General features: G+C 60.6%; 12 protein-coding genes. 2 read left to right on the top strand and 10 right to left on the bottom strand.

From position 1 onward, the window contains the following. Positions 1-56 precede the first annotated feature (56 nt). Positions 57-1418 (top strand): hypothetical protein, encoded by a 1362-nt coding sequence (locus J3P93_RS00905; RefSeq protein WP_434594333.1) that lies wholly within the window; start codon positions 57-59, stop codon positions 1416-1418. Positions 1419-1474: 56 nt separating this feature from the next. Here J3P93_RS00905 and J3P93_RS00910 read toward each other — a convergent pair whose 3' ends face one another. The 6 genes from J3P93_RS00910 to exbB form a co-directional block, all read right to left on the bottom strand. Beyond that, positions 1475-2875: an aminoacyl-tRNA deacylase and HDOD domain-containing protein gene (locus J3P93_RS00910; RefSeq protein WP_016772531.1), complete on the bottom strand. Its 1401-nt coding sequence runs from the start codon at positions 2873-2875 to the stop codon at positions 1475-1477. A 79-nt stretch (positions 2876-2954) separates the two neighbouring features. Beyond that, positions 2955-5030, bottom strand: a complete 2076-nt coding sequence (recG, locus tag J3P93_RS00915) for an ATP-dependent DNA helicase RecG (protein ID WP_394504552.1) — start codon at positions 5028-5030, stop codon at positions 2955-2957. 9 nt (positions 5031-5039) lie between these two features. Then, the gene (locus tag J3P93_RS00920; RefSeq protein WP_090287545.1) at positions 5040-5969 is read right to left on the bottom strand and encodes a hydrogen peroxide-inducible genes activator; all 930 of its coding nucleotides are present in this window, start codon (positions 5967-5969) and stop codon (positions 5040-5042) included. 279 nt (positions 5970-6248) lie between these two features. Further along, positions 6249-6995, bottom strand: a complete 747-nt coding sequence (locus J3P93_RS00925; protein ID WP_434594337.1) for a TonB family protein — start codon at positions 6993-6995, stop codon at positions 6249-6251. After that, positions 6992-7420, bottom strand: coding sequence for a TonB system transport protein ExbD (gene exbD / locus J3P93_RS00930; protein WP_090287539.1), 429 nt, complete (start codon positions 7418-7420; stop codon positions 6992-6994). The genes J3P93_RS00925 and exbD overlap by 4 nt, the downstream gene beginning before the upstream one ends. Before the next feature lie 6 nt (positions 7421-7426). Further along, a complete protein-coding gene (gene exbB / locus J3P93_RS00935) occupies positions 7427-8380 on the bottom strand; it encodes a tonB-system energizer ExbB (protein WP_434594340.1) in 954 nt (317 codons plus the stop codon). A gap of 188 nt (positions 8381-8568) precedes the next feature. On the opposite strand from exbB, the gene J3P93_RS00940 reads away from it, so the two are divergent. Further along, complete coding sequence (locus tag J3P93_RS00940) at positions 8569-9426, top strand: SDR family oxidoreductase (RefSeq protein WP_434594342.1); 858 nt, start codon at positions 8569-8571, stop codon at positions 9424-9426. 141 nt (positions 9427-9567) lie between these two features. Here the strand turns inward: J3P93_RS00940 and J3P93_RS00945 are convergent, their stop codons facing one another. The 4 genes from J3P93_RS00945 to rpoZ all read right to left on the bottom strand — a co-directional run bounded on the left by J3P93_RS00945 (position 9568) and on the right by rpoZ (position 13207). Then, positions 9568-10308, bottom strand: a complete 741-nt coding sequence (locus J3P93_RS00945; protein ID WP_434594344.1) for a hypothetical protein — start codon at positions 10306-10308, stop codon at positions 9568-9570. A 67-nt stretch (positions 10309-10375) separates the two neighbouring features. Then, entirely contained in the window at positions 10376-10756 is a 381-nt protein-coding gene (locus tag J3P93_RS00950; protein WP_003229509.1) for a RidA family protein, read from the bottom strand. A 24-nt stretch (positions 10757-10780) separates the two neighbouring features. Continuing rightward, a complete protein-coding gene (spoT, locus tag J3P93_RS00955; protein ID WP_007920338.1) occupies positions 10781-12886 on the bottom strand; it encodes a bifunctional GTP diphosphokinase/guanosine-3',5'-bis pyrophosphate 3'-pyrophosphohydrolase in 2106 nt (701 codons plus the stop codon). Between the two features lie 57 nt (positions 12887-12943). After that, a complete protein-coding gene (rpoZ, locus tag J3P93_RS00960) occupies positions 12944-13207 on the bottom strand; it encodes a DNA-directed RNA polymerase subunit omega (protein WP_039757363.1) in 264 nt (87 codons plus the stop codon). Between the last annotated feature and the right edge of the window lie 168 nt (positions 13208-13375).

Here is a 13375-nt window from a genome sequence, read left to right on the forward strand (position 1 = left end):
AGGCTTCATGAGGTAGTCCAGCAGTAAAGGGACTTATCTGGAATGGAGAATTCAATATGTCAGTACGAGCAGGTGAGCCTGATTCAACTTTCAATGGTGACGGCAAGCGCGATTGGACGTTGCCTGAGTTTGTGAGCATTGCCCCTCAGGTTGTTCTTTCATTACCTGACGGCAGAATGCTCGTCGTGGCGAACGAGAGAGCGGTGTTTCCTGGTTTTGTAATCGCCCGGCTCACCGAAAGGGGGCAGCTTGACGTTGGCACCGGTTTCGGCGAGAACCAGCAAGGGTTCGCGCGAATATCGACGCCAGGAAAGGAATTATCGGGAAAATTTGGCGCCAGCTTGCTGAGCAATGGTGGGGTGTTGATAACTGTCGATTACTCTGGGCGAGCACCGAATTATGAAAGCGGTCTTGTTGCTATCCAGCTACTGCCAGACGGCCGACTCAACGACAGGTTTGGTGAAGGCGGTGTGGCGACGTTCGCTTATGGTTCAATACCCGTAACGTTCATCAGAGCGCTCAAAGCTGCCCGAGCCCGCCGAAATGTACAGCAGAATGGGGGCACTGCGATCCAGAGCAGCGCTCATTCTGGAGCGTCTGGTATTGAGCTGCCAGACGGTAAAATCGCTCTGACCTATTTTGGCTTTGATCAGGTTGCACAGCAAACCAAAGGCTTGGTGATTCGGCTCAATTCAGATGGTACGTATGACGACACCTTCAATAAAATCGGTTCGGCCTGGGTTAATTTGACTGAATTGAGCCCGGAAGGTGATAACGCCGCCCGTGGAGTGGCTGCTCAAGCCGATGGTGGCTTGGTGGTGTATGGCGACTTCCACGATGACGGTATCTTCGGCACGTATGCGGTTCGCTTCACCAAAGATGGAATGCGGGACGACAAGTTCAAGACAACGATTGTGTCATCGGATCGGTTGCCGATATTTCGTGATATCGCTGTGAGAAAAAAGGATGGAATGATCGCTTTGGTCGGAGGCCAAGACGGTGAAACCCCTTTTGATGGTAAGGGAGTGATTGTCGTACTCAGCTCAGATGGCTCACCTCATCCCCTTTTCAACAATGGCCAGCCGTTAATCTCCAAAGTTGTGCCTGAAATTGGCCAAAATTGGTCGAGCTGCGCCTTTGGTGATGCGGATGAAAGCAAATTGATTGTCGCTGGCACCAGTGGTGGGGGTTTTGCTACTGATGAAATGCATGCCGTCTGTGCACGTTATGGCCTTACCGGCGAGCTCGATTCGATGTTTAACGGTACTGGTTGGGTATCCTTTGATCAAACTGACAAACTGGAAAATAGTTTAGATATGCACGTCACCGCGCAAAATAAAATTGTTATCTGCGGCGAGTATTGGAAAGACCGGTTGAGTTTTGCTACAGGCGGATGGATAGCGCGCTTCATTGCTTGATCAATAAACAAAGATGTCCGCTCTCACGAATGAAGTGATCCGTGAGAGCGGTTTTTTTATGCCTGGCTGAACTGCGAAGCCAGTTCCCGCAGCAACACTTCAGCCTCAAGCACTTTGCTGACCACATCATTGGCTTTATCGCGGCTCAGGCCGACACGCTCAAGCAGGGCGTCGGGGATGTCTTCATCCGGGCCGGAGCCAATCCCGCGGCTGCGCAGCAGACGTACGGCCAGGCAGACGAGGTTCGGGTATTCGGCGTAGGCGCCGTCGTAGCTTGGGTCGTGCTGGAAGCGCAGGGCGGTGGCCAGCTCGTCCGGCATGTCCCAGTAGCGCATCAACCACGAGCCGATCTGTTCACGGCTGATACCGAGCAGGTGTTGCTCGATGTAGCTGTGGCACAGGTGCGGGTTGACCTCCAGGTGGCGGCAGATCAGCGAGAAATGCGGCGGGAACACGTGGGCCAGCAGCAGATAACCGAAGTTGTGCAGCAGACCGGCCAGATAGGTCAGGCCGGCTTCCGGGCGCTGGGCGCGCGGCATGGCGCGGGTCAGGCCTTCGATGACGGCGGCGGTGTAGATCGACTGCTGCCAGTACGGCGTGGTGTGTTGCGGATGGTCTTTGGGCAGGCTCAGGGTCTTGCCGAGGGCCAGGCCCAGCGCGAGGTTTATCACCAGATCGAAACCCAGCACGCGGACGATCGCGTCTTCCACCGAACGAATCTTGCCCGGCGAGGCGTAGTACGGCGAGGCCGCCCAGCTCACCACTTGCGCGGCCAGCGCCGGGTCGGTTTCAACGACGCCGGTGATGTCGTCAATGGTGGCGTTGGGGTCGACGCGCAGCTTGATGATTTTTTGCGCGGTTTCGGCCAGTGGCGGAATTTCGATGGTCGCTTCCAGACGTTGCTGGATGCGCCGCGCGGTGAACGCCTGCACGGCCTGGGTGATTTCCTCGCGGTCATCGTCCGGGCGGTCGAGGTTGGGGCGGATACTGCTCAGGGCTTCGCCGAAATTGGCGGCGCTGGCCTTGGTCAGCATCGATTTGAAGTCATCGCTGCTGATTTCCAGCAGCAGGCCCGGCTCGCCGGAGTTGATCAGCAGCTTCGGCTCGCGCAGCAGGCTTTCTTCGTAGAGGCAAGGCGAACTGGTCAGCGCCGGCAGGCCCGGGAGCAGGCTCAGATTGTGTTTGCCGAGCATCTTTTCCAGGCGCTCGGTGGACACGGCAGTCAGGCGGCGACCAGTGAGTTCGGCGAGGCGGTTGAGATCCAGCAACTGGCTCTGTGGAAACAGCACCATCAACGCGCCGACGGCGTCGTCCAGCAACACCGCCTGCACTTTGCGCGAAGCATTGAGGCCGTGGTGGTCGAGCACTTCTTCGTAGGCAACGCCCAGCTTGTTGAGCAGCAGCCGAATAACAGACGGAGCTTGCGGAGATTCGGGGACGAGAGCAGCTTCGGTCATGGTCTGTATCCGTTTTTGAAACAATGGCAGGAGTATAACCACCTCTGCCGGAACGAGCTGTCGGAAACTGCGACAGTGCTCACACTTGGCCGTATTGCTGCCCATGCCGCAGCCAGCGATCAAGCAACGGGCTGACGTGGGTCGGCCAGCGCTCCAGCAGGGCTTGCGCAGCGTCGCGCACGGCGGGTAACAGATCGGCGTCGCGCATCAGGTCGGCGACCTTGAATTGCAGCAGGCCGGTCTGACGGGTGCCGAGCATTTCCCCGGGACCGCGGAGTTCGAGGTCTTTTTCGGCGATGACGAAACCGTCGTTGGTCTCGCGCATGATGCCCAAACGCTGACGACCGATTTGCGACAGCGGCGGATGGTAGAGCAGCACGCAATGACTGGCCGCGCTGCCGCGACCGACGCGGCCGCGCAATTGGTGCAGTTGCGCGAGACCGAGGCGTTCGGGGTTTTCGATGATCATCAGGCTGGCGTTGGGCACGTCAACGCCGACTTCGATCACCGTGGTGGCAACCAGCAGTTGCAGGTTGCCGGCCTTGAACTCGGCCATTACCGCAGCTTTTTCCACCGGTTTCATGCGCCCATGAATCAGCCCGACTTTCAGTTCGCCGAGGGCGAGAGTGAGGTCTTCGAACGTGGTTTCGGCGGCCTGACAGGTCAGCTCTTCAGATTCTTCAATCAGCGTGCACACCCAATACGCTTGTCGGCCTTCGGCACAGGCACCGCGCACGCGTTCGATGACTTCAACGCGACGGGTGTCGGTGACCAGCACGGTGTTGACCGGGGTCCGGCCGGGCGGCAACTCATCGAGGATCGAGGTGTCGAGATCGGCGTAGGCGCTCATTGCCAGTGTTCGCGGAATTGGTGTTGCGGTCATGATCAGCTGATGCGGGCACATGCGCCCGCCAACGCCTTTCTGTCGCAGGGCCAGCCGCTGCTGCACGCCGAAGCGGTGTTGTTCGTCGATGATCACCAGCGCGAGGTTCTTGAATTGCACTTCGTCCTGAAACAGCGCGTGAGTGCCGACCACCATCGGTGTGCCGCTGGCGATCTGTTCGAGTGCGGCGACGCGGTTCTTGCCTTTGAGCTTGCCGGCCAGCCACGCGACGTCGATGCCCAGCGGTTCGAGCCAGCGCTTGAAGGTGATGAAGTGCTGTTCGGCGAGAATCTCGGTCGGTGCCATCAGTGCGACTTGATATCCAGCCTCCAGCGCTTGCAGTGCAGCGAGGGCGGCGACCACGGTTTTGCCCGCGCCGACGTCGCCCTGAATAAGCCGCAGCATCGGTTCGTGTTGGCTGAGGTCGTAGGCGATTTCGTTGCCGACCCGTTGCTGCGCGCCGGTCGGGCTGAAGCCGAGGTTCTTCAGGTATTTCGGAGGCAGTTTCGTGGCTTTCGGCATCGCCGGTGCGCGTAGCGAACGCAGGCTCTCGCGCAGGCGCTGTTGCGACAGTTGATGGGTGAGCAGTTCTTCGAAGGCCAGACGATGCTGCGCCCAGTGATGACCGAGGGCGAGTTCATCGACGTCGGCATCGGCGGGCGGGTTGTGCAGGTAACGGATCGCGTCGGCCAGCGGCGCCAATTGATAGTCGCGAGCGAGCTCGGTCGGCAGCCAGTCGGGCAAGGTCGAGGGCTCGAGCAGTGTCAGGGTTTGCATGCACAACTGACGCAGGCGCTGCTGGGTCAGGCCTTCAGTGAGCGGGTAGACGGGGGTCAGGGTTTCATCCACTGGCGGCGGTTCGTCGCCGGTGATCGCGCGGTATTCCGGATGGTAGATTTCCAGACCCGACGCACCGGGCCGCGCTTCGCCGTAGCAGCGCACCCGCGTGCCACGCTTGAGGCCTTCTTTCTGCGCATTGCTGAAATGGTAGAAGCGCAGACTCAGTCCGCCTGTACCGTCCTGCAAGCGCACGACCAGGCTGCGACGGCGACCCATGACCACGTCGGCACCGCTGACGGTGCCTTCGACCACGGCGTCCTGCCCCGGCCGCAGCGCACCGATCGGCACCACGCGAGTGCGGTCCTGATAACGCAGTGGCAGGTGAAACAGCACGTCCTGCAGGTTTTCCAGTCCGACCTTGGCCAGCTTCTCGGCCATGGCCTCGCCGACACCCTTGAGTGCCGTCACCGACACTTGCGACAGCTCCGTCATGACCCTGGCTTAACCGGCCGTGACCGGCGCGGCAGGCTTGGCCACCGAGCACAGGCGAATGGAGTCGGCGAGGATCTCGATGGCTTTCGGCCGCGGGAAGCTCGCGCGCCAGGCGATCGCCACGGTGCGGAACGGCACGGGCGCGGTCAGCGGACGGACTTCGATCACGCCCGGGGCGTAGTGATGGCTGTCCACCGCCGACAACGGCAGGATCGAGATGCCCAGGCCGGAGGCGACCATGTGCCGGATGGTTTCCAGCGAGCTGGATTCGACCGTGGTGTGCTTGGCGCCGTCGTTGCCCTTGGTCAGGGTCGGGCAGGCTTCGAGCACCTGATCGCGGAAACAGTGGCCTTCGCCGAGCAGCAGCAGGCTCTTGTCGTTGAGCAGGCCGGCGTCGATGGTTTCCTTTTTGGTCCACGGATGCTGGGCCGGCATCAGGACGTAGAACGGCTCGTCGTACAGCGGCAGGGTCAGCACGTCGGCTTCGTTGAACGGCAGAGCGATGATGATCGCGTCCAGTTCGCCGTTGCGCAGTTTGTCGCGCAGCACATGGGTAAAGTTTTCTTCGATGTACAACGGCATCTGCGGGGCGACCCGGTGCAGTTGCGGAATCAGATGCGGGAACAGGTACGGGCCAACGGTGTAGATGGCGCCGACTTTCAGCGGTGCGGTCAGCTGATTTTTGCCTGCCTGGGCCAGTTCGCGAATGCCCTGAGCCTGCTCCAGCACTTTCTGCGCCTGAGCGACGATGCCCTCACCGACCGGGGTCAGGCGCACGGCGCTTTTGCTGCGCTCGAAAATCAGCACACCGAGTTCGTCTTCAAGTTTTTTCACGCCCACCGACAGCGTCGGCTGGCTGACGTGGCAACGCTCGGCGGCATGGCCGAAATGCTGCTCTTGGGCGAGGGTAACGATGTAGCGTAATTCTGTGAGGGTCATAGCAAGCGTCCATGAAGATGCGCGCCAAGCATACCGGCTGCAATCGATAGACGCACGTTATCAGACTGAGGGCTGAGTGCGACACCGGGCGATGTCGGTTTGCCGCAGGCAGATATGCGAAAGGCACCTTTCGTTGCCTTTCTTGGCTTGGTTCTCTCGGCTGGCGGAGAACCTTGTGGGAGCTGGCTTGCCAGCGATTGCGGTGGGTCAGCTAATAAATCCTTCTCTGACACACCGCTATCGCTGGCAAGCCAGCTCCCACAGGTATTGCGGTGTTGCTTAGCGGCGGCGTTCGAGGGAGTAAACAAACGGCGCAACAATTTCGATCGAGCCGTTGTTGAGCATGTCGGCCGGTGGCTTGGGCAGCGGTTGCGCGCGGCGGATCATGTCCAGGGTGGCCCGGTCCAGATCGGCGTTGCCGGAGCGGCCCACCAGTTCGAACGACAGCACATTGCCTTCGCCATCAACCACGAAACGCAGACGATTCAAGCCTTCCTTGCCCCGTGCCTGTGCGCTTTGCGGGTATTTCTTGTACTTCTGCAAATGCGCGAGCAGGGTGCCTTGCCAACTGGCCTTGGCCGCCAGTTGTGCTGGCGACGGGCCCGGTGCCGGCTGGGCGGATTTCTCCGTCGGTGCCTGGGTCGGTTGGGTGTCGGCCGGCTTTTCCTCGGAAGGTTTTTCCTTCGGCGGGTCAGGCAGCTTCTTCTCGACCGGCTTCGGCGGTTTGGGCTTTGGCTTCGGCTTGGGTTTCGGCACCGCGATTTCCGCTTTCGGTGCTTCGGCCAGTTTTGGCATCGGCAACTCTTCCACCGGCGCCGGTGGCTGTGGCGGTGTGACGACTTTCGGCGGAGCCGGCGGTGGTGGGGCAGGCACTGGTGCCAGCTCGACCATCATTGCCTGCGGCGGCAATTCGATGGGCGGGCGGGCGGTCCAGTTCAGCGCCAGCGCGATGGCCAGCGCATGCACGCCCAGCACCACGGCCAGGCTACCGCTGTAACGCGTCAGCTTATGGCGCGTGTTGATCATTTCTTGGCTGCCGTCTCGAGACCGACCAGACCGACCTTCAGGTAACCGGCGGCGCGCAGGTTATCCATCACGCTCATCAGGTCACCGTAATCCACGCCTTTGTCGGCCTGGAAGAAGATGGTGGTGTCTTTCTTGCCCTGGGTCTTGGCGTCGAGCGTGGCGCCGAGTGCTTCGGCTTTCACTTCGTCGTCGCCGAGGAACAGGCGCTGGTCAGCTTTCACGCTGAGGAACACCGGTTTTTCTGGCCGCGGCGCCGGTTTGGCGGTCGAGGCAGGAAGGTCGACTTTGATGTCCACGGTGGCCAACGGCGCGGCCACCATGAAGATGATCAACAGCACCAGCATCACGTCGATGAACGGCGTGACGTTGATTTCGTGGTTCTCGGCCAGATCGTCGTCTGCGCCTTCTTTCAAATGCAGGCCCATGGCCGATTACCCCACTTTGACCATGTGCGGCTGCGAGCTGCGCTCAGGCTGGTGGTCGAGGTCGCGGCTGACCAGCAGCAACACTTCTGCCGACGCATCGGACACCTGCGCCTTGTAACCGGCGATGGAGCGGGCGAAGACGTTGTAGATCACCACCGCAGGAATCGCGGCAACCAGACCCAGTGCCGTGGCCAGTAGCGCTTCAGCGATGCCCGGGGCAACGACGGCGAGGTTGGTGGTCTGGGTTTTGGCGATGCCGATGAACGAGTTCATGATGCCCCACACGGTACCGAACAGACCGACGAACGGTGCGGTGGAACCGATGGTGGCGAGGACGCCGGTGCCGCTGCTCATGTTGCGACCGCAGGCCGCGACCAGACGCTCGAGGCGGAAGCTCACGCGTTCCTTGATGCCTTCTTTCTCGCGGCTGTTGGCCGAGAGGCGCATTTCTTCGAGGGCGTCGTGCACCAGCAGGTTGGCGAGGGTGCCTTCCTTGGCCGCAGTGGCGCTGGCTTCCTTGAGCGTGGCGGCTTTTTTCAGCGCAGCGATTTCGCCTCGCAGACGACGCTTGGCGCCCATCAGCTCAAAGCCTTTGGCGATCCAGATGGTCCAGGTGATGATCGACGCGATGGCCAGACCGATCATCACGATTTTCACAATGATGTCGGCGTTCTGGTACATGCCCCAAGGCGACAGGTCGTGGGCCATGCCCAGGCTGTTGTCGGCTTCGAGGACTTCAGGTGCGTCGACGGCTTGCACGGCTTGCACCGGGTCGGTGGCGGCTGGTGCAGCTGGCGCAGAGGCCGGTGCGCTCTGCTCGGCAGCGGCTGGCGTGGCCGGGGCCTGGGCGTCAGCGAATGCGGCAGTCGGTGCCAGCATCAGGCTGAGCAAAAAAGCCGCCACTGCGCTCCAGGCGCGAGGTCGATTGGTTGGCGAAGCGGGAGTTTGATTACGTGTCATGCTGGCCGGACCTGAGATTGAAAAACGGTAATGCTCTTCCAGGCCTCGTGAGGCCGAGAACAAAAGTGGCCTGCATTATTGCAAGTAATTCTTGTTAACAAAAGTAATAGAGTAACTTTTTTTCCTTCATTGCTAGCCGTTCGTCCTCCGCCGACGCTAGTCTGTGCCTTTGTGATGGGAGTTTTCTGATGTCCGCGCCTTCTGTTTTGATTGCCGGTTGTGGTGATGTCGGCAGTCGTCTGGCCACGCAACTGTTGGCTGCCGGCTGGGACGTTTATGGTCTGCGGCGCAATGTTGCGCGCCTGCCCGACGGCGTAATTGGCGTTGCTGGCGACCTGTTCAACGAAGAGTGCCCGGCGAATTGGCCGATCGGTGCCATCGATTACGTGGTTTATTGCGCCGCGGCGACTGACCATGACGAAGAGGGATATCGCAAGGCTTACGTGCAGGGTCTGCAGAACGTGCTCGGTTGGCTGAATGACTACGGGCAAACGCCGGAGCGCCTGGTTTTCGTTTCCAGCAGCAGCGTGTACGGGCAGCAGGGCGGGGAGTGGGTCGACGAGTCGTCCGAGACTGCTGCTTCTGGTTATTCCGGGCGGTTGATGCTCGAAGCCGAGCAGGTCGCGCTCGGTAGCGGGATTCCAGCCAGCGTTCTGCGCCTGACCGGCATCTACGGGCCGGGCCGCGAATGGCTGTTGACCCAGGTGCGTCGTGGTTATCGCGTGGCGGTCGAGCCGCCGCTGTATGGCAACCGCATCCATGCCGATGACGCGGCCGGCCTGCTGGCGTTTCTGCTGGAAAAGGATCGGCAGGGCGTGAAGCTTGATCAGCTGTATATCGGGGTCGACGATGCGCCAGCGCCGCTGGCGGAAGTGGTGGGCTGGTTGCGCGAATACCTCAACGTGACCGAGTGGGCCGAAGACGCCAGCGTGCGGCGTACCGGCAGCAAGCGCTGCAGCAATGCGCGGGTGAAGGCGTTGGGGTGGGTGCCGACTTATCCGACCTACCGCGAAGGCTACGCGGCAATCCTTGAAGGTCGCTGCTGACTTCCAGGCATCACAAAACAACTGTGGGAGCTAGCCTGCTAGCGATGAGGCCATGACAGTCAAAATCAATACTGACTGTCAGACCGCTATCGCTAGCAGGCTAGCTCCCACATGGGATTTGCGGTGTTTCAGGAATCGGGATTACTGCTTCTCCAGCAACCACTTGCGCTCACCTGCGGCAAACTGTGGCTGTTCATCCGCCAGCGCGGCGTTCACCGCCTGCAGGATTTCCAGCTCGTCGCCCTTGCGCACAAAAATCCAGTTATTGCCCTGGCCGTTGAGCTGCAGCCACATGCTGTCGTTGCCATTGCTCATCGACGCGCAATCACCCGCCAGGCACAAGGCATAGCGGTCAGCGCCCGGCAGGCCGGTAACCTGGCCGTCCGCCTGAAACTGCACGGTGGCGCCTTCGCCCTCACCGCTGGCAATTTTCCAGTTGCCACCCATGTACGCCGAATACAGTGCGCGTTCGAAGCTGGCACCAATCGGTGCGCCTTCCGGCACCGGAATCTGCGCGCGGTCGAACAGCTGTTCCGGTTCGTTATCGCTTGCAGCTTGCTGCAGATGGTCGCCGTCGCGTTTCAGCTCGCTGGCGGAGCTGCCATAAAAGTCGACTTTCCAGGCGCCGGACTGTTCGCCGAGCAGCCGTCCTTCGACGTTCTCGAAACCGTTGGTGTAGCGGGCCTGACCGGCCTTGGTGTTGACGTCCCATTCCAGATTCGGGCCATAGGCCTGAAGCGCTTCGCGCAGGGGACCGCCCTTGGCGGCGGCATCGATCGCCACCTGATTGATCCAGGTGCCGCTGATGTCACGGTCGGCAGGGTCGCTGGCGCAGCCGCCGAGGAACATGGCGAGCAGCGAGAGAGCTAGCGCTTTGCGCATGGTGGAATCCTTTCAAAACCTTTTCTTGCACAGCTATCGGCGCGGCGGTCAGGCCGCGCCGTGCGCATCACTCGATGACCAGAATGGCATCCATTTCAACCTGCGAACCCTTTGGCAGGGCCGCCACGCCGATTGCGGCGCGAGCCGGGTACGGCTGGTCGAAATACTTGCCCATGATCTCGTTGACCTTGGCGAAGTGGCTAAGGTCGGTGAGGAAGATGTTCAGTTTGACGATGTCCTTGAACGAACCGCCGGCGGCTTCGGCCACGGCTTTGAGGTTCTCGAAGACCTGGACGGTCTGGGCTTCGAAGCCTTCGACCAGTTCCATGGTTTTCGGGTCCAGCGGGATCTGGCCCGACATGTAAACGGTGTTGCCTGCCTTGATGGCTTGGGAGTAAGTACCGATGGCGGCCGGGGCCTTGTCGCTGGTGATGACGGTTTTGGTCATGTATGACTCCTTTTAATAGGCAGGTTATGCACGCATGCGGGTGATGCGGATCACTCCGGTCAAGGCGCGCAGCTTCTTGATCACGCGGGCCAGGTGCACACGGTCGTGGACGCTGACCACCAGTTGCACGACGCTGATGCGACCATCGCGTTCGTCCATGCTGATTTTTTCGATATTGCCGTCGGCCGCGTTGACGCTGCTGGCCAGCAGAGCGATCAGGCCGCGCTGGTGCTCCAGCTCGACACGCAGTTCGACGTTGAATTCGCCGGTGACATCCTTGGCCCACGAGAGCTGGATGCATTTTTCCGGGTTGTGCCGGATTTCGCTGATGTTGCGGCAGTTGTCCAGGTGCACGACCATGCCTTTGCCCGCCGACAGGTGCCCGACGATCGGGTCGCCCGGGATCGGCGTGCAGCATTTGGCGTAGCTGAGTACCAGACCTTCGGTGCCGCGAATCGCCAGCGGGCCTTCCGGGCTTGGCAGTTGCTCGCCTTCGCCGAGCAGGCGACGGGCGACCACGTAGGCCATGCGGTTGCCCAGGCCGATGTCTTCGAGCAGGTCTTCGATCAGTTCGAGGCGGTACTCGGTGAGCATCGCCTTGACGCGTTCGGCCGGAATCTTCTCCAACGAGCTGTCGAAACCGTTGAGGACCTTGTTCAGCAGGCGTTCGCCGAGGCTGATCGATTCGGAGCGGCGCTGCAGTTTCAGCGCGTGACGGATGTGCGTACGCGCCTTGCCGGTGACCACAAAGTTGAGCCATGCCGGGTTCGGCCGGGCGCCGGGTGCGCTGACGATCTCGACCGTGGAGCCGCTTTGCAGCGGTTCGGACAGCGGTGCGAGGCGACGGTTGATCCGGCAGGCGATGCAACTGTTGCCGACATCGGTGTGCACCGCGTAGGCGAAGTCGACCGCGGTGGAGCCTTTCGGCAGCTCCATGATCCGGCCCTTGGGCGTAAACACGTAGACCTCGTCCGGGAACAGGTCGATTTTTACGCTTTCGATGAATTCCAGCGAGTTGCCGGCGCGCTGCTGCATTTCCAGCACGCCTTTGACCCACTGACGGGCACGGGCGTGAGTGCCTTTCGGCTGTTCATCACCGCTGGATTTGTACAGCCAGTGGGCGGCGATGCCGTTGTTGGCCATCTCTTCCATTTCGCGGGTGCGGATCTGGATTTCGATCGGTACGCCGTGCATGCCGAACAGCGTCGTATGCAGCGACTGATAGCCGTTGGCCTTGGGAATCGCGATGTAATCCTTGAAGCGCCCCGGCAACGGTTTGTACAAATTATGCACAGCACCGAGCACGCGGTAGCAGGTATCGACCTTGTCGACGATGATCCGAAACGCGTAGACGTCCATGATCTCGTTGAAGGCCCGACGCTTGCCGCGCATCTTCTTGTAGATGCCGTAGAGGTGTTTCTGGCGACCGCTGACTTCACCCTGGATGCCATCAATGGCGAGGCAATGGCCAAGGGATTCTTCGATCTTGTTGACGATTTCCTTGCGGTTGCCCCGGGCGCGCTTGACCGCCTGGTAGATCCGCGCGGAACGCATCGGGTGCATGGCCTTGAAGCCGAGGTCTTCGAATTCGATACGGATCGCGTGCATGCCCAGGCGGTTGGCAATGGGCGCGTAGATTTCGAGGGTTTCCTTGGCGATGCGCCGGCGCTTTTCCCCGGACAGCACTTCCAGCGTGCGCATGTTGTGCAGGCGGTCGGCAAGCTTGACCAGGATCACGCGAATGTCGCGCGCCATGGCCATGGCCATTTTCTGGAAGTTTTCCGCCTGGGCTTCGGCCTTGGTCTCGAAGTTCATCTGGGTCAGTTTGCTGACCCCGTCGACCAGTTCTGCCACGGTTTCACCAAACTGCGCCTGCAGCGCCTCTTTGGCGATACCGGTGTCTTCGATCACGTCATGCAGCATCGCCGCCATCAGGCTCTGATGGTCCATGTGCATGTCGGCAAGAATATTCGCCACCGCAAGAGGATGCGTGACGTACGCCTCGCCGCTGCGACGGCGTTGACCGTCATGGGCTTGTTCGGCGTAGAAATACGCTCGGCGGACCAGGTTGACCTGGTCGTTGCCGAGGTAGGTCGATAAGCGATCGGCGAGGGCGTCTATGCTCGGCATGATAAATCCTGCCGCAAGCTGTGATCCCGCGCCGTGCTACGTCGACCAGGCATAGGCTTAGACGGCCTCGTTGGACTCGTCCTCGAACGCTGCGAACAGCGGCTCATCCTGGACGATTTCCTGCTCGGCGATGTACTCGTAGCTCATCACGCCTTCAGCAATTTCACGCAGCGCGACAACAGTCGGCTTGTCGTTTTCCCACTGAACCAGTGGCTCTTTGCCGCCGGTGGCCAGTTGACGGGCACGCTTGGTAGAGAGCATGACCAGCTCAAAGCGGTTTTCCACGTGTTCTAGGCAGTCTTCAACGGTTACGCGGGCCATGGTATTCCTCGGAGCGAATGCAATATGCGCGCTGCCCGAATGGGCAAGCGGACTCAGCAGTTTAAAAAATCACCAGCGATTAGGGAAGCGCTGATTTTTTGACCAAGCCCTTCAACGCGCTGCAAGAACCAATGTAAAGCGCTTGCAGGCATTTTGGGAAGTGCTGTT

This window comes from Pseudomonas sp. R3-57 (genome assembly GCF_051132065.1).
Taxonomy (GTDB): Bacteria; Pseudomonadota; Gammaproteobacteria; order Pseudomonadales; family Pseudomonadaceae; genus Aquipseudomonas.